Below are 16,648 nucleotides of genomic sequence, written 5' to 3'. Positions count from 1 at the left end.
TCTGCCTGATGTAGCCCAATTAGAACAAGGTGCGAAAGCAGGCGTTTAGAGAACGGAGTGTAAGACGACTCTGGTGGAAATCCTGGTTTTGGATTTATACCAGAGTTGACTTACATGCAGTTCTCTGCCTGATGTAGCCCAATTAGTCGATATAGAAGTCAACTGTCTCATTCTTCTTCCAGCAAATCCGTAAACTCACCGTTCACCAGCTTGCAGACTGCTTCAGCGTTCACTTTTACGGAACGGCCAATCTGACCAGAGGAAACAATAATTTCGCCCTGTTCTTTGGCAGTATTATCAAAGTAAATCGGGTACTTCAGTTTTTCCCAGATGCCGATAGGGGTGTTAGCACCGTGTTCGTAGCCGGTGGTCTTGACCAGTTCCTTTAAAGGCACCATGTTGACCTTCTTGTTGCCGGAAGCTTTGGCTAACTTTTTAAGGTCGAGGTGGGTGTCCAGTGGCAGCACACCGACAACAGGACCAGTCGTTTTGCCGGAAGCAACCAGCGTTTTATAAATTGTGTGCTGGTCAAAGGTACTTTCATCGACGTCCATTTGCTGAACGTCACCCGCTTCGTGGGTTGCAAACGATAACTGCTCGTAACTGATCTTGGCTTTATCCAAAATCTGTTCAACTAATGTTTTATGTAATTGACTTTTTTTCTTCTTTTTTGACATAATGACCATTCCTTACTTAAATAATTTGGTGCAGTCCAGAAGAACAATTAATAAGGACCAATTTAATTAATAGTGCGTTTCAATCTATCCGAACACTATAAAATCTGTTATACTCGATTTAATTATAAAATCAGTGAGTTAGTTGCAAGGGAGATTGGAATGACAGATTTAGTTTACAGAAGAGTATTGCACGACTTAAAATCGCGAATTCACGATAATCAGTTTCCAAACAAACGATTACCAGATGAACGCAGCCTAAGTGAAGCATACAACGTCAGTCGCAGTTCAATCAAGCGAGCACTTAGTGTTTTAGCAAATCAAGGTATCATTTTCAAGAAACGCGGTTCTGGCACCTTTATTAATCCATTATACATGAAGAACCAAACGATTTTTCATTACGAAGGTTCAAATTTAGGGATTACAGACAGTTTTAAGAGTGATGGTCAGACTCAGGGCATCAAACTGCTGTCCTTTAAAGTTGTTCCTGCTAATGAAGAAATGCAGCAAGACCTTTTCCTGGAAAAAGGCGATTTCGTGTATGAGATTTCGCGCCTACGGTTATTTGATGATCACCCATTCATGATTGAACGGGGGTTTATCCCAATCAAGATTGCGCCTGAACTATCACAAAAGGTGGTTTCAGGTTCCATCTTTAACTATCTGGAAGACGTTCAAAATAAGGTAGTTACTAAGTCGTTCATGACGATGAAGGTTGCACCTTCTAATGGAGAAGACCAAGAACTGTTGGGCTTAAAGCCTACCGAACCAGTTGCGATTATGGAAGGTATCTTCTTCTTGGATGATGGCACACCGTTTGAAGTTTCAAACATGCGTTTACGCTATGATTACTTCAACTACAATACGTTTGTGACGCTGGATGAAGAGTAGAAAGACGAATATTAAGTAGCTATAAGGGGTTAGGGGCACATGTTGCCACTAACTCCTTTTTGTACCCGTTTAGTTGTGTCAGGCTGATCATTCACGTATGATTGTAAGCAAATAATTAAGCGAAGGTGGTCCCATGAGAATATTAAAAGCAGTCGTCCACGTGATGGATAAGGATTCAGGCAACGTTGTTGTGTCGCATAAGGCAGTTGACCCTAGTGACGTGGTCATGGAGGAGTACCTTCAAAAGGTCATTGAAAAGTTAATGAAGACTGAGTATACGGAAACTAACCTCGATGATTGTCAGATTGTAAAGCAGCTGGTTGATCATCCAGATGATTTTATCGACAATTCAGCTCAAATTAGTCTGGATTTCTTTAATGCAATCAAAGGTGCAACAAAGATTAACGGCGGTGATCTGCTTTTCTTTCGTGCTCAAAATGATGACTTGGTTGAGTTAACTGGAATGGTCAAGCTGGACTACACCGCAAAGTATTTACATTCGATCGAGTACGACGATGACACATTGGTCAATACGATCATTCAAAACAAAACCATTTTGCCGGCTCCGGTTCAGACGGTTAAAGACGGGTTCTTAGTAATGGGAGATACGATTCGAGTTCAATCGAAGAAGTACGATAATAACGGTGAAGACTGGACCTTTGCGCAGAACGTTTTAAAGATGCCGGTGGTTAAAAAAGTTTCTGACGAAATTAAAGTGATTGAAAAAACGGTTAAGGAAACAGCCAAGAAATATACTGAAGCTGACGTATTAACGGTACCAGAGACACATAAAGCCGTGTATGAAAGTATCAAGAAGGACGAAAGCATTGATAGTGACCACGTTGCTGAAACGGTTTTCCAGAATAACCCGGAAGCTAAGATAGCGTTTAAAGAAAAGCTCAAAGAACGCGGCGTTTCGGAGACGGTTCGGGTACCCAACGCACCAATTTTTGAGAAGAAGTATCAAAAACAAAAAATTAAGCTTGGAAATGGCATTGAAATGACGGTTCCAGTGGACGTTTTGAAGAATAAAGACGTGGTTGAGTTTCGCACGAATCCCGACGGTACTATGTCGGTTATTGTGAAAAATGTTGAGCGTGATTAATTGAATTAAAATGGCCAGTTCCGTTAATACGAGAACTAGCCATTTTTGCTATTACTGTTCGTGTTGATCCTCCATTTTAAAAAGATTTTTCATTTTTTAACTGTTTTTGAAAGCAAACTGAGGGCCCTGCTATGATTGCTGTCATCAGCTTTTGAAGCCTTAAAAGTATTCACTTGATGAGGTCTAAGGATTGGACCGTATCAATTTTCAGAGCGGTTGACTTTTATGTAAATGGGACTATCATAAAGTATGTAAATTATCGATACATGTTGTATCTGGTAATTCACGCATCATATTCAACTGCATTGATTACGTCGTGCAGTTATCTTTAATCAATTAAAGGAGTGTTACTCTAATGGCAGAAGATTACGATTCCAAACAGTATTTGGAAGGCGTTGACACGTACTGGCGTGCCGCTAACTATTTATCTGTTGGTCAACTATATCTACGGGACAACCCATTATTGAACCGCGACTTGACTTCAGACGATGTTAAAATTAAGCCGATTGGTCACTGGGGAACAATTGTTTCTCAAAACTTTATCTACGCACATTTAAATCGGGTCATCAAGAAGTATGATTTGAATATGTTCTACATTGAAGGTTCAGGGCATGGTGGTCAAGTTATGGTTTCTAACTCATATCTTGATGGCAGTTATTCAGAAATCTACCCTAATATTTCTCAAGACGAAAAAGGTCTTCAGAAATTATTCAAGCAATTCTCATTCCCAGGTGGCGTTGCTTCACATGCTGCCCCTGAAACTCCAGGTTCAATCCACGAAGGTGGCGAACTTGGTTACTCACTTTCACACGGTACTGGTGCAATTTTAGATAACCCAGACGTAATTGCCGCTGTTGAAATTGGTGATGGTGAATCCGAAACTGGTCCATTAGCTACATCATGGTTCTCAGATAAGTTCATCAACCCAATCAAAGATGGTGCTGTTTTACCAATTATTAACATGAACGGCTTCAAGATTTCTAACCCAACCATCCTTTCACGGATGAGTGATGAAGACTTGACTAGCTACTTCAAAGGTATGGGCTGGGATCCAGAGTTCGTTGAAGTTAAGAACCCTGACGATCACGAACCCGTTCATGAAGACATGGCTAAGGCTATGGACAAAGCCATTGAAAAGATCAAGGCTATTCAAAAGAATGCCCGTGAAAACAATGATAATTCATTACCTAACTGGCCAATGATCATCTTCCGTTCACCTAAAGGCTGGACTGGTCCTAAGGAAGACTTCGATGGTAACCCCGTTGAAGGTTCATTCCGTGCTCACCAAGTTCCGCTACCAATTGCTGCAGGTGCAATGGAACATGCTGATAAGTTAGTTAGCTGGCTGAAGTCATACAAGCCAGAAGACTTCTTTAACGAAGACGGTACGATCAAGCAATCCGTTCGTGATATGGCCCCTAAGGGCGAACAACGGATGGCAATGAACCCTATCACAAATGGTGGGATCAAGCCAGAACCATTGAAACTGCCTGACTACAAGAAGTACGCTATCAAGGTTAAGACGCCAGGTGCTATCACTGCTCAAGACATGATTGTTTGGTCTGACTGGGTTGCTGACACCATGAAACTGAACCCTGATAACTTCCGTGCATTCGGTCCTGATGAAACGAAGTCAAACCGTCTGTACTCAATGCTTGATACTGGTAAGCGTCAATGGGAAGAATCTATCAAAGAACCTAACGATGAAAACATGGCTCCTCAAGGCCGTGTCATTGATTCACAACTTTCTGAACACCAAGCTGAAGGCTGGTTGGAAGGCTATGTCTTGACTGGTCGTCATGGCTTCTTCGCAACTTACGAGTCATTTGGCCGTGTCGTTGACTCAATGTTGACGCAACACATGAAGTGGTTACGTAAGGCTTCAGAACAATCATGGCGTAAGCAGTATCCATCATTGAACTTCGTGGATACTTCAACTGTCTTCCAGCAAGACCACAATGGTTACACTCACCAAGACCCAGGTATGTTAACTCACTTGTACGAAAAGAAGCCAGAGTTAATTCGTGAATACTTGCCAGGTGACGCTAACACCTTGCTTGCCGTTGCTGACGTTGCATTCCGCAGCTATCAGACAATCAACTTGTTAGTTACTTCAAAGCACCCACGTCCACAATGGTTCTCAATCGACGAAGCCACTAACTTGGTTCACAATGGTTTAGGCTACATCGACTGGGCTTCAACTGATCAAGGTCAAGAACCTGACGTTGTCTTCGCTGCCGCTGGTAGTGAACCAACTTGGGAAGTCTTCGCCGCCGTATCATTATTGCACGACGAATTCCCAGAATTGAAGATGCGGGTTATCAACGTTGTTGATCTGTTGAGACTTCGTTCACCAAAGAAGGACCCTCGTGGCCTGAGCGACGAAGAATTCGACCGTTACTTCACAACTGATAAGCCAGTCATCTTCGCCTTCCATGGTTACGAAGACTTGGTACGTGACATGTTCTTTGATCGTCACAATCACAACCTCCGTGTCCACGGTTACCGTGAAAACGGTGATATCACCACACCATTTGATATGCGTGTCTTGAACGAACTTGACCGTTATCACTTGGCAAAGGATGCTTTGTTGAGCATGCCAGAATACGCTGTAAAGGGTGCATACTTCGAACAACGCATGGATGACATGGTTGCTAAGCACACTGCTTACATTCGTGAATATGGTACAGATATGCCAGAAGTCACGAACTGGAAGTGGACACCACTTAAGTAATTTAATTGCTTAAAAGCATTTTAAAAGCACTCCGAGATTTAGTTCTCGGAGTGCTTTTTTGTTGAGTAAGATCGATATTAGGTAAGGGGATTGGTTAAGAGTTCATTTCGTTGCGTGAAACCAGGCAGCTCGTCGTGGCTTGCTCCGGAGCTAGCACTTCGCTTCGCTCAGGGCGGATCTCCTCCGTCTTCGCAAAGCAGTAACCTTCCAAAGGACGGAAGCTAACTGCTTTCGACACCACGAACTGCCTGGTTTCACTCCACTACATTTACTTCATCACGTTTAGTCAGCGGAACGGTTTGGTTGCTGTCGCAAATGGGGGAATATTACTACATAAAATAAATTGTTAGTTTTTATTGACACGGACTAACTAATGAATTATAGTTTAGATCGTTAGTTAATCTTGTATAAAACTAACTAAGTGTTCGGATAAAGGGGATCTTTAAAATGACATACAACTCACAAGATTTATTAAAACAATTTGGCGATTTCATGATGGCTTTTCGGCAACGTGGCTTTTCAACTTTCTCTAAGCGCGGTCAGCAGTTTTGGGCTAAACAGCCGCAACGTGGTCAAATGCGTGTATTGCTGTTGCTTAACGATAAAGATCAGTTAACCAACTCTCAAATCGTTGATGAACTAGACATTCGGCCAAGTTCCGTCAGCGTCATGGTTAAGAAGCTGGAAGAAGAAGGCTTAGTTGAACGCCATGACTCAACTGAAGATAAGCGCGTTAGTTTGATTTCGTTGACTGAAAAGGGTAAAGAAACGATTACTTCATCTCATAACTTCAAAACAGAATTTTCCGATGAATTGTTTGACTCACTCACCAAGGAAGAACAAGAGACCTTGGGCAAATTACTGAATAAACTTACTACTAGTTTAAACGAAAAGTTTGCTAAGTGGGACGACGGTGAAGAACGACCAGACTTTTTGGATAATATGCCAAACGCCTTCTTTAAAGGTCAGAAGCCTCAAGGATGGGGTGGTTTTAAAGGTAATGGGTTCGGCGGCAAAGACCCACGCAACGGTCATTTTGGTCCACGCCCCGATGGTTTTGACCCGCATCAAGGTGGCTTTGACCCAGAACGTAATAACTACTAAATCATAAAAACGAGGCAAATAGATATGCAACGACAAGCTCCACAGGGCGGAAAAGACCCACAAGCAGGCGGCGTTCCTTTCAAACGTCAAAAATTTAACTTCAAAGATTTTGCACAGTTGGTCGTCAAAATCAAACCGCATTTTTGGCAGCTTGGTGTTGGCTTACTATTCGGCCTGATTGCTACCGGGATTCAATTGACCGTGCCGCAGTTAGCGAAGCAGCTGATCAACCAACTTGGTCACGCGATGAATTTTCAGTTAATGTTCTTAGTCATTGCCGCTTTCATTGGCAGTGCCTTGATCAGTGCTTTTTCTGGCAGTATTCTTGGCTTCTTTGGTGAAGACGTTGTCAGCAAGCTGCGTCAGTTTTTATGGGACAAAATTCTGCGGTTACCCGTTGGTTACTTTGATGAGACTCGTTCAGGTGAAATCTCATCACGGCTGATCAACGATACGTCTCAGGTTAAGGATTTACTGGCAAACTCCGTTCCTAACATGGTGACTTCAATTCTGCAGCTGGTTGGTGCTTTAGTTCTGATGTTAGTGATGGACTGGAAGATGACCCTGATCATGTTCATTGCAGTACCTCTAGTGCTAGCCTTGATGCTGCCGGTTATCAAGCAGTCACACAAGATTTCCATTGCACGGCAGGATGCATTGGCTGACTTTAACGGTCAATCCAGCGAGATTCTCAGTGATATTCGGTTGGTAAAATCTTCTACTGCCGAAGACGTTGAGCGCGAAGACGGCCACCAGAAGATTGATAAACTATATCAGATTGGCTTGAAAGAAGCGATTTACGACTCCGTTGCCAGCCCCCTGATGCAAATGATGATGATGGGCATGACGATCGGTATGCTGATCTATGGTGCTAGCCGAGTTTCTCAAGGAACTATGACCTTTGGCACTTTAATCTCATTTCTGATGTACCTGACTCAAATGATCGGACCTTTCACTCAGTTAAGCCAGTTCTTCACTGATATGGCTAAGACGAGTGGTTCGACAGCTCGTATTCAAGAATTACTGCAAGCTGATGAAGAGGACCAGACTTCGGGTGAGAATATCAACATGGATGGTCAAGCACTATCCGTAGAACATGTTGATTTTGAATATGAAAAGGATCAACCGATTTTGCAGGATGTTTCCTTCAATGCCAAGCCAAATAGCGTCATTGCCTTTGCTGGTCCTTCAGGTGGCGGTAAATCAACGATTTTTGGTCTTCTGGAACGGTTCTATAATCCAGATAAGGGTCAAATCAAGATTGGCGATACCGAAATTGACGATGTGAACATGAATAACTGGCGCAGTCAGATTGGTTTAGTGAGTCAAGATGCCGCCATTATGGCAGGAACGATTCGCTATAATCTGACTTATGGGCTGGACGGTGACTATACGGATGACCAGCTTTGGAACGTGTTAAAGATGGCTTATGCCAAGTCCTTTGTTCAAGATATGCCAGACGGTTTGGATACCCAAGTTGGTGAACGTGGGGTTAAGGTTTCTGGCGGCCAACGGCAACGGCTGGCAATTGCCAGAGCGTTCCTCCGGGATCCAAAGATCTTGATGCTAGATGAAGCGACGGCAAGTCTTGATTCCGAATCAGAGATCATGGTTCAAAAAGCACTGGAAAAGCTGATGCATAACCGAACGACCTTAGTGATTGCTCACCGGTTGAGTACCATTGTTGATGCAACCCAGATCTACTTTATCGAACACGGTAAGGTCAGCGGTCACGGGACGCACCAAGAGCTCGTTAAGAATCACCCGCTGTATCGCGAATACGTGGAAAATCAATTTGAGAGCGTGAAACAGGGCGCTTAAATCGTAAACAGCCTGGAAGCTGACGAAATTCTGATTGTAGAATTTTGTCAGCTTTTTAATATGAAATTTCGAACACATTCAAGCATTTACTTCCCCAAGCCATTTGGTATGATTAACTCAACGATGAGCAAGCCAAAATGGGGAGGCACGTTATGCTAAAAATCGAACATTTATCTAAACGGTTTAGCGATCTGACGGCTTTAAACGATGTGACTTACAACGTTAAAAAGGGTGAAATACTGGGATTGATCGGGCAAAATGGGGCTGGTAAATCAACCACTTTCCACAGCATACTGAGTTTTATTCATTACGACGGTCAGATTAGTTGGGACGATCAGCCAATCAATGAACAGGTTTTTGATCAAATTGGCTATTTACCTGAGGAACGCAGTTTGATGCCCAAGATGACAGTTGAACAGCAGGTTCTCTACCTAGCGAGATTGAAGGGTAAGTCCGCTAAGCAAATTAAACCGGCGATTGATCAGTGGATGAAACGGTTTGAAGTTAAGGGCAAGAAGACCGATAAGATTAAATCGTTGTCCAAGGGGAACCAGCAAAAAATTCAGCTGATCTGTACGCTGATCCATCGACCATCGCTGATTATCTTGGACGAACCTTTCAGTGGCTTGGATCCGGTGAACGTGGATATTTTGGAGCAGGCGATTTTAAACGCAAAAAAAGAGGGTGCGGCGATTATTTTTTCCAGTCATGATATGGGAAATGTGGAAGCCCTTTGCGACGAACTGGTGATGATGCGGCAAGGTGAAATGGTACTGCATGGAGAGATCCGCGCGATTCGTGATGAGTTCGGCAAAAATGAAATTTTCGTGACTACTGACTGGTCTACCGCGGCGTTATCGCAATTACCACACGTGGTGGAAGTAACGATGCTATCCCATAACCGGTATCGGCTACGGGTAGACGACCCAGCTGCTGGTAAGCAGATCTTTCAGCGGCTATCAAATGGCGAATACATTGAAGAATTCAGCCAGCAGCCACCGACCCTTGATGAGATTTTTCGATTGAAGGCGGGTGACCCCAGATGAAAAAGATGTGGATCGTAACGCTGACCACTTATTTGCGTCAGGTTAAATCGTGGAGCTTTGTAATTTTGGTGCTGTCACCATTTATCATGTTGCTGGTTTCATTTGGAGTGGGCTTTATTTCTGCTAATTCAGCCACTGATAGTAACGATATTGCGGTCATAGCCAAGCAGCCAACGCTTCGAAAAGGCTACATTCAGGTTGCTGGCAAAGATAATGTGGCTGCCAAACTCACAACCGTGAAAGCAGCTAGGCATGCGCTGAAAGAAAACGACATCAGCGGCTACGTTGTTTTAAGCCAAGGTAAGCAGTACGGTGCAGTTTATCATGGTAAGGAGGCCATGTCAGCTTCCGATAAAGCACAGTTAACGGGTTATCTAAGTAAATTGCAGACACAAAACAACGTTGCTCAAGCTAAGCTATCACGTCAGCAGCTTAAACGGCTATCAGTGCAACCGACCTTTAAACAGGTTGTACAGAAACGTGAGGGGTTAGTTAAGATTGCCCGAATGGTTTCATTTTGGATCTTAGTCTTCATGGTTTACATGATTTTAACGACTTATTCATCAATTACCGCGCAGGAAATTGCCTCTGAGAAGGGCACTAAGGTGATGGAAATGGTCTTTTCCAGTACCACAGCCTCCAAGTATTTCTGCGGTAAGATTCTGGGTGTCCTAATGGTGATTGCAACACAATTGCTAGTGTATTTAATTGGCGGTTGGGCAAGCCTTGTAGCTGCTAAACGAATGAACATGGCGAAACCGTTCTTTGAACAATACGGCTCATTAGTTGATCAAGTCGTGCATAATCTCGTTAATGTCAATCTGCTGTTCCTCTTCTTAGGAGTTATCGTTTATACGATACTAGCGGCGTTTAGCGGGGCGTTAGTTTCGAAAGCTGAAGATGCTTCGAAAGCCGCGTATCCAGCCGTTTATCTGAGTATGATTGCCTTTTTCGCCACGTTTCCATTTCAAAATAACGCGGATGCGTTGTTGGTGAAGATTATGTCCTATGTGCCGTTCTTCTCGTCGTACTTCATGCCGCTGCGGATCATCAATCAATCGGCAAGTCCGTTAGAAATCGGTATTGCGCTGGCAGTGTTGATTCTTACGATTATTGGGCTAACCTGGTATATTAGCAGTATCTATAAGGGACTGATCCTGCAGGCGGATGAAAGTAATTTCTGGCATCGTTTACGTCGTGGATTAGCCTATAAATAAACAGCTTTTCTGATGTTTAATTAAAATATTGCTGTTCAAATTGATGAAAAGTTTCCGGCAAATTCGCTGTTAGCATGATGTGTTTAAACGAAAATGGTAATGGCAAACGTAATTGCCAGCTATGCAGCAGTAAACGCTGCTGTGGCGGATCGCTGGCGTACAGCGGATCGCCAACGATTGGATGGCCCAGGCCGGCGAAGTGGACCCGAATTTGGTGAGTGCGGCCGGTTTGCAATTGAACGGCGACTAGGGTTGCGTTTGGCAGGTGTTCCATCACCTTGTAGTGAGTGATAGCCATTTGCGGCTGATCACCGTATAGTTGCCGCTTTCGTTTATCATTTAAACTGCGACCGATTGGCATGGCAATGATTCCCTGTGGCTGATTGAGCTGGCCATGGACGCAGGTCAGATAAGTGCGCTGAACTAATTTTTCCTTCACTAGTCGAACCAGAACCGGAACGACAGCGGGATTCTTAGCAATCAGCAAAGCACCGCTGGTTTCCTGATCCAGCCGATTAATGACGTAGGGCTGTTGATCCTTGGAGGCTAAATAAGCGGCTACGTGATTCAGCGTTGTACCGACTTCACCAGGCTGATTGGGATGAGTTTTGCTGCCTTGAGTTTTGTTCACCACCAGTAAGTTAGCATCTTCGTACAGCACACTGACAGTGGCAGCACTGTCGGGGGTGACGTTTGAGTACGGGTGTTCAAAATCAGTTGCCAAAAACTTTAGTGTGATCTGATCACCTGGATGCACGTCGAAATTAACCGGCAGGTATTGACCATTCACTAATACCCGTTTACCGCGTTTTAAACTAAAAACTAAGTGTTTCGGCAGGTACCAGTCTGCCATCAGCAGTTGCCGTAATGATTTAGGTTGAAAATTTCGTGGCAAACGTGCTGCAAACTGCCACTCTGTAGCTTGAGCCATTACAATACCTCCAAAAAACACCCTTACCCGATAGTGGGCAAGGGTGTTTAACGTTTAAAAAATTATTTCTTATTTAACTTAGCTAATTCAGCTGGCTTAACGATTAAAACATCGCAGACAGCAGAACGGCTAACGTAGTTGGTAACAGAACCAATCATCAAACGTTCAACGGCTGTTAAACCAGTTGAGCCGATGACAATCAACTGAGTATCATGGTCAGCTGGAAATTCACGGGCAATAACTGGTTTGGGATTACCAAACCGAACGTGAATATCAACTGACTTCACTCCTGCGTCCAAAGCTTTTTGCTTTAATTCAGCCAAGCGTGCTTGCACGTCTTCTGAAAGTTTGTAAATGACATCACCGCTAACAGCGCCACCGTAAGTGTCACTGAATTGGTTAACTTCCAAAACGTTTAAGATATCCAGATGGGTATCGTTTAACTTTGCGACTTCAATTGCTTTGTCTAACACCGGATCAGTGGCCTTTGATCCATCAACCGGTGCGAGAATGTTATTGTATTGCTGGTCCATATACGCCACTCCCTCACAAAATAATAAGTACATGAAAAACCCTTTTCGTAAGCACGCCATGGTTTTGCCCAACAAAACGAACCACTAGTACTCCACACTTTATTTTACCATAATTTAGCCGTTAGTATTAGGAAAATGAAAACTTGTTATCCGTATTACACTTGAATCTTTTAGTTTAAGGAAATCACTTAGAAGTAACTAAGTTAGCGGAACTTTCATAATCACTAACTTTCCTGTAAACTATTTTGCAGGAGGTAAGCGTAGGATGGAACTAAATGAAAAGCTTAAACGGGGAAGAAAGAACAAGGAGTTAACGCAACAGCAGGTTGCTGAGCAGCTTCATGTTTCTAGAAAAACAATTTCGGGCTGGGAAAATGGACGGACGTATCCTGACATTTCGACCGTTGTAAAATTGTGTGATCTTTATCAGGTTTCTTTAGATGATTTACTGCGCGATGATCATCTTTTGGAGCATTACGCTCAACAGGATCAACGAGATACATTAGCGCAAAAACTGTCACAGTTTAGTTATTATTTTGGCTTCGTACTTCTGATGATGTGTTACATGAGCTTCTTTGTTAACTGGGGAGTTTTGACCCAGTGGATTCCTACTCTTTTGCCCATTGATCTCATTATTTTCTATGCCACTTTTTTGGATTGGGCACGGTTTAAGAAAAAGCGCAAACTGATTCTTGCCATTATTGTGTTTATTGTGATCTTACATTTAAATTTTTTCATTGAATTTGGTAACCCTAGTATTTATTCGAAATTTAGCGGCCAAGATACGGCCTATATACTCAGCTTTTCGTTTGCTCGAATTTCACTGATTTTTGTGATGTCCTTTTGTGCGGAAATGCTGCTCTTTTTCCGGCATAAGCGAAGGAAAAAATGAGCGATTTGTCAGCTAATTTAACCTTAATTAGCTGGTTTTTTGATATGTCTTCATTTTAGAGACCGCCCTTGTCTTCGCATTGTAGCTTGTGATTGCACTCAATTGAGATAAATTGACAGTGAAAGCAAATATTTCAATCAAGACAGGAGAGATCTTATGACACAGGAACGGAAAGTAAAATTTGAATGGCTGACGTGGATCACGCTTATTTTATCTACGATAGTAATTAGTTATAGCATAGCCGCATGGGTCGGCTGGAAGCCTTTCGGTGATCAAGAAGCACTGGTGAATTGGATACTATTGCCGCTGGCTGTTGGAATCGATATTTGGCGGGACTTTATTATCGATAGTTATTCGAAGTTAAGTCAGAAAGAGAAACACAGTTATATTTTAACCAACATTATGATCATTGTAGCGGTGCTGATTGGTTAAGGCAAACATGGTTAAATCTAGTTACATAGCTGGCATTTAGGCATAGTCATTAAGACCATTTTTTAAGCAAATTGGTTGCCATTTTACTGTGTTGGCGACATAATATAGGCGTAGAAATGATTGGCGACCAAGGCCGTCATTAAGAGACCGCTGTAATTGGCGTTAAGCTGATTACAGCGGTTTCATTTTGCCTATAATGCGGTAAACTTAGAGTAAACACATTTGAAGGAGCAGCGGGATCATGTACTATTACAACATGGAAACTGAAGATATTGGCTATAATCTGGCCACCGAACAGTATTTAATGAATAACAAAGATTTCGATGAACCGATTCTATTATTTTATTACCAAAAGCCCTGTATTATTGTTGGCCGGAATCAAAATACTTTGGAAGAAATTAATCAGGACTACGTTGCCAAGCACAATATTCAAGTGACGAGACGGCTTTCGGGCGGCGGTGCCGTCTATGATGATCTGGGTAACGTTTCGTTTAGTTTCGTAGTCGATCGTGACGATGAGCGGTTCGGTGACTTCAAGGCGTTCACCAAACCGATTGTTGACGCGCTTAAAGAGATGGGAGCAGCATCTATCAAAGTTTCGGGCCGTAACGATATATTGGTTAATGGCAGGAAGTTTTCTGGTAACGCGATGTACGTGAAGGATAACAAGATGTTTTCTCACGGTACGCTGATGTACGACGTCGATCAGAGCGTGATTGCCCATGCCTTGAACGTCCCAAAGGATAAGATTGCTTCAAAGGGGATCAAGTCTGTGCGTTCACGGGTGACTAACCTGAAGCCGTACTTGAAGCCGGAATATCAGAACCTCACGATTGCTGAATTCCGCGATGCAATTTTGAGGAAGGTGTACGGCGTAGACGACCTCGCAAAGGTTGCCGATAAAGCATACCACCTGACGGATGACGATAAGAAGCAGATTCAAAAGCTTTACGATAATTACTACAATAACTGGGACTGGGTTTATGGCACTTCTCCAGAATTCACGGTTAAGAGGCGTCAGCATTTTGACTCAGGGACGATTGACGCACGGGTATTGGTTGAAAAGGGCCACATCAAGCAAGTGACCTTCTTTGGCGACTTTTTCGGTGAAAAGTACGCGGTTGATTTAGCTAAAAAGCTCAAAGACGTTCGCTACGATCAGCCGTCGTTACGAAAAGCACTGGCCCATGTCAACGTTGGTGATTATTTTGCGGGGATCACCCTCGATGAGTTTGTGCAGTTCTTGGGTTAAAGCCGAAATCAGTGTTTTCCAAGTGCACAAGCTGTAACCCCTTACATGATTATGTTAAAATGAAAACCGGTTACAAGATTGGTTATTAATATTTGGAAGGGAAGTTTGGACATGCGGTATGTTTCAATGACGGCCCATGATATCGGTCGTAACTTAGCTACTGAACAGTATTTAATGAACAATAAAGATTTTGGTGAACCCCTGGTGCTTTTCTACTATGAAAAGCCATGTATCATCGTTGGCCGAAACCAAAATACATTAGAGGAAATTAACCAGAAATACGTTGAAGAGCATAACATTACGGTTACTCGTCGTCTTTCTGGCGGTGGCGCGGTTTATCAAGATCTTGGTAACCTGTGCTTCAGCTTTGTGCTGGACAGTAATTCCGAACAGTTCGGGGACTTCAAGTCCTTCGTTCAACCAATTGTTGACGCCTTACATGATATGGGCGCGAAGTCAGTTGAAGTTTCTGGCCGTAACGACATCTTAGTCGATGGCAAGAAATTCTCTGGTAACGCGATGTACACCAAGAATGGTAAGACTTTCTCACACGGTACTTTGATGCTGGACGTGGATCAAGACGTTATTGCTGACGCCCTGAACGTCCCAGAAGATAAGATTGCTTCAAAGGGTATCAAGTCAGTCCGCTCTCGTGTAACTAATTTGAAGCCATACTTGGCACCTGAATATCAAAACATTACGGTACCCGAATTCCGTGATAAATTATTGAAGGAACTGTTCCATGTTGACAGCTTGGATGAAATCAAGGATAAGGAATACGTGGTTACCCCTGATGAACAAAAAGAAATCGACAAGATCTACGAACAGTACTACAACAACTGGGACTGGGTCTATGGCACTTCACCAGAATTTACGGTTAAGAAGCGTCAGCATTTTGATTCAGGAACCATCGATGCCCGGATCTTGGTAGAACAGGGTAAAATCTCAACAATCAAGTTCTTCGGCGACTTCTTCGGCCCGAAGGATGTCAGCGAACTAGCTGATAAAATGAAGGGTATCCGCTATGATCGTGAAAACCTGGAAAAGGTTTTGGATGATGTGGATATAAGTCAGTATTTTATGGGGATTACGAAGGATGAGTTGGTGGATCTGTTAGCATAAGGTGCGGAACCAAGCGGTTAGAGAGCGGAGTGTAAGTTGACTCTGGTAAAAATCCCGGTCTTGGATTTGTACCAGAGTTGACTTACATGCAGCTCTCTGCTTGGAGTAGCCTGATTTATTCAAGGTGCGTAAACGGGCGTTTAGAGAACGGAGTGTAAGTTGACTCTGGTAAAAATCCCGGTCTTGGATTTATACCAGAGTTGACTTACATGCAGTTCTCTGCCCGTTGTAGCCCGATTCGGCTATGTAAAAGTTGAGTAGCTCTCTGCCTGTTGCAGCCTGATTCGGCTATATAGAAGTCGAGCAGTTCTTCAGCCATCCAAACTCAAAAATCAAAATACAGGGTTGCGCCCAGCACACATTGCCGGACGCAACCCTGTATTTTTTACAGCGAACTATGCTACAATTTGAACTATTAATAACGATTAAGGAGATTTAAATGTTAAAGCAGAAATTAATCACATATGGCATCGTATCGTGGGTGCTCTTCTCCGCTATGAATCTATTGCTGTCCTCTAAGCTGGTCGCTTTAGGGCATAGCTTTGAAATGACAGCGGTAATACGTTCAATTATCATCTCACTGGTACTGTACGCACTGCCAATGATTTGGGGTGCTTTGGGCCATAATTCAGGGTACTATCTGTTGGCTGTGGTGATCGTCATCTATTCATTTGGACTGTTTAATGGTATTGTAACGGTGATGGCGAGTTCAACCGCAATCATGAGCATTAAAGCAGCCGTTATCCTAGCTAATGTTTTAGTGATCGTTTTTAATGGCTACTGGATGGTATTGGCACTGCGGTACCGACACTGGCTTGATAATAAACGCGATAATGATAAGCTGGAAGCACTTAAAAAGATGCAGCAGGACAGACTTAAACAAAATAAGTAATC

Annotated in this window: 15 protein-coding genes; 12 read left to right on the top strand and 3 right to left on the bottom strand. The window is 43.1% G+C overall.

The window, feature by feature from the left end; genetic code table 11:
* Positions 1-167 precede the first annotated feature (167 nt).
* The gene (locus tag JUE95_RS10790) at positions 168-677 is read right to left on the bottom strand and encodes an aminoacyl-tRNA deacylase (RefSeq protein ID WP_203651470.1); all 510 of its coding nucleotides are present in this window, start codon (positions 675-677) and stop codon (positions 168-170) included.
* A 159-nt stretch (positions 678-836) separates the two neighbouring features.
* Between JUE95_RS10790 and JUE95_RS10785 the strand changes: the two genes are divergently transcribed.
* The 7 genes from JUE95_RS10785 (at position 837) to JUE95_RS10755 (ending at position 10,592) form a co-directional block, all read left to right on the top strand.
* Entirely contained in the window at positions 837-1,565 is a 729-nt protein-coding gene (locus tag JUE95_RS10785) for a GntR family transcriptional regulator (protein WP_203651469.1), read from the top strand.
* A gap of 133 nt (positions 1,566-1,698) precedes the next feature.
* On the top strand, positions 1,699-2,670 hold the full coding sequence (locus JUE95_RS10780; protein ID WP_203651467.1) for a nucleoid-associated protein: 972 nt from the start codon (positions 1,699-1,701) through the stop codon (positions 2,668-2,670).
* Positions 2,671-3,025: 355 nt separating this feature from the next.
* Positions 3,026-5,404 (top strand): phosphoketolase family protein, encoded by a 2,379-nt coding sequence (locus JUE95_RS10775; protein WP_203651465.1) that lies wholly within the window; start codon positions 3,026-3,028, stop codon positions 5,402-5,404.
* Positions 5,405-5,851: 447 nt separating this feature from the next.
* The gene (locus tag JUE95_RS10770; protein ID WP_203651464.1) at positions 5,852-6,508 is read left to right on the top strand and encodes a MarR family winged helix-turn-helix transcriptional regulator; all 657 of its coding nucleotides are present in this window, start codon (positions 5,852-5,854) and stop codon (positions 6,506-6,508) included.
* A 24-nt stretch (positions 6,509-6,532) separates the two neighbouring features.
* Positions 6,533-8,329: an ABC transporter ATP-binding protein gene (locus tag JUE95_RS10765; RefSeq protein ID WP_203651462.1), complete on the top strand. Its 1,797-nt coding sequence runs from the start codon at positions 6,533-6,535 to the stop codon at positions 8,327-8,329.
* Between the two features lie 152 nt (positions 8,330-8,481).
* Entirely contained in the window at positions 8,482-9,375 is an 894-nt protein-coding gene (locus JUE95_RS10760; RefSeq protein ID WP_203651460.1) for an ABC transporter ATP-binding protein, read from the top strand.
* Positions 9,372-10,592: an ABC transporter permease gene (locus tag JUE95_RS10755; RefSeq protein ID WP_203651458.1), complete on the top strand. Its 1,221-nt coding sequence runs from the start codon at positions 9,372-9,374 to the stop codon at positions 10,590-10,592. Before JUE95_RS10760 ends, JUE95_RS10755 begins: the two co-directional genes overlap by 4 nt.
* Before the next feature lie 16 nt (positions 10,593-10,608).
* Here the strand turns inward: JUE95_RS10755 and JUE95_RS10750 are convergent, their stop codons facing one another.
* Entirely contained in the window at positions 10,609-11,523 is a 915-nt protein-coding gene (locus JUE95_RS10750) for an RluA family pseudouridine synthase (protein ID WP_203651456.1), read from the bottom strand.
* Positions 11,524-11,585: 62 nt separating this feature from the next.
* Complete coding sequence (locus JUE95_RS10745; RefSeq protein WP_203651454.1) at positions 11,586-12,056, bottom strand: universal stress protein; 471 nt, start codon at positions 12,054-12,056, stop codon at positions 11,586-11,588.
* 265 nt (positions 12,057-12,321) lie between these two features.
* Between JUE95_RS10745 and JUE95_RS10740 the strand changes: the two genes are divergently transcribed.
* The 5 genes from JUE95_RS10740 to JUE95_RS10720 all read left to right on the top strand — a co-directional run bounded on the left by JUE95_RS10740 (position 12,322) and on the right by JUE95_RS10720 (position 16,646).
* Positions 12,322-12,948 (top strand): helix-turn-helix transcriptional regulator, encoded by a 627-nt coding sequence (locus JUE95_RS10740; RefSeq protein ID WP_203651452.1) that lies wholly within the window; start codon positions 12,322-12,324, stop codon positions 12,946-12,948.
* Between the two features lie 156 nt (positions 12,949-13,104).
* Positions 13,105-13,380, top strand: coding sequence for a hypothetical protein (locus JUE95_RS10735; protein WP_203651450.1), 276 nt, complete (start codon positions 13,105-13,107; stop codon positions 13,378-13,380).
* 241 nt (positions 13,381-13,621) lie between these two features.
* Positions 13,622-14,632, top strand: a complete 1,011-nt coding sequence (lplA, locus tag JUE95_RS10730) for a lipoate--protein ligase (protein ID WP_203651448.1) — start codon at positions 13,622-13,624, stop codon at positions 14,630-14,632.
* Positions 14,633-14,743: 111 nt separating this feature from the next.
* On the top strand, positions 14,744-15,754 hold the full coding sequence (gene lplA, locus JUE95_RS10725; RefSeq protein ID WP_203651444.1) for a lipoate--protein ligase: 1,011 nt from the start codon (positions 14,744-14,746) through the stop codon (positions 15,752-15,754).
* 439 nt (positions 15,755-16,193) lie between these two features.
* A complete protein-coding gene (locus JUE95_RS10720; RefSeq protein ID WP_203651440.1) occupies positions 16,194-16,646 on the top strand; it encodes a hypothetical protein in 453 nt (150 codons plus the stop codon).
* Positions 16,647-16,648 lie beyond the last annotated feature (2 nt).

Source organism: Secundilactobacillus yichangensis (genome assembly GCF_016861565.1).
Taxonomy (GTDB): domain Bacteria; phylum Bacillota; class Bacilli; order Lactobacillales; family Lactobacillaceae; genus Secundilactobacillus; species Secundilactobacillus yichangensis.
Note: the sequence above shows the minus strand (reverse complement) of the source record. Positions and strands in the feature narration are given on the sequence as shown.

Excerpts from the sequence above, each read along its gene's own strand:
- JUE95_RS10790 (WP_203651470.1), bottom strand. The coding sequence starts at position 677 with ATGTCAAAAAAGAAGAAAAAAAGTCAATTACATAAAACATTAGTTGAA.
- JUE95_RS10755 (WP_203651458.1), top strand. The coding sequence starts at position 9,372 with ATGAAAAAGATGTGGATCGTAACGCTGACCACTTATTTGCGTCAGGTT.
- lplA (WP_203651444.1), top strand. The coding sequence starts at position 14,744 with ATGCGGTATGTTTCAATGACGGCCCATGATATCGGTCGTAACTTAGCT.
- JUE95_RS10780 (WP_203651467.1), top strand. The coding sequence starts at position 1,699 with ATGAGAATATTAAAAGCAGTCGTCCACGTGATGGATAAGGATTCAGGC.
- JUE95_RS10745 (WP_203651454.1), bottom strand. The coding sequence starts at position 12,056 with ATGGACCAGCAATACAATAACATTCTCGCACCGGTTGATGGATCAAAG.
- JUE95_RS10775 (WP_203651465.1), top strand. The coding sequence starts at position 3,026 with ATGGCAGAAGATTACGATTCCAAACAGTATTTGGAAGGCGTTGACACG.
- JUE95_RS10785 (WP_203651469.1), top strand. The coding sequence starts at position 837 with ATGACAGATTTAGTTTACAGAAGAGTATTGCACGACTTAAAATCGCGA.
- JUE95_RS10760 (WP_203651460.1), top strand. The coding sequence starts at position 8,482 with ATGCTAAAAATCGAACATTTATCTAAACGGTTTAGCGATCTGACGGCT.
- JUE95_RS10765 (WP_203651462.1), top strand. The coding sequence starts at position 6,533 with ATGCAACGACAAGCTCCACAGGGCGGAAAAGACCCACAAGCAGGCGGC.
- JUE95_RS10720 (WP_203651440.1), top strand. The coding sequence starts at position 16,194 with ATGTTAAAGCAGAAATTAATCACATATGGCATCGTATCGTGGGTGCTC.
- JUE95_RS10735 (WP_203651450.1), top strand. The coding sequence starts at position 13,105 with ATGACACAGGAACGGAAAGTAAAATTTGAATGGCTGACGTGGATCACG.
- JUE95_RS10740 (WP_203651452.1), top strand. The coding sequence starts at position 12,322 with ATGGAACTAAATGAAAAGCTTAAACGGGGAAGAAAGAACAAGGAGTTA.
- JUE95_RS10770 (WP_203651464.1), top strand. The coding sequence starts at position 5,852 with ATGACATACAACTCACAAGATTTATTAAAACAATTTGGCGATTTCATG.
- JUE95_RS10750 (WP_203651456.1), bottom strand. The coding sequence starts at position 11,523 with ATGGCTCAAGCTACAGAGTGGCAGTTTGCAGCACGTTTGCCACGAAAT.
- lplA (WP_203651448.1), top strand. The coding sequence starts at position 13,622 with ATGTACTATTACAACATGGAAACTGAAGATATTGGCTATAATCTGGCC.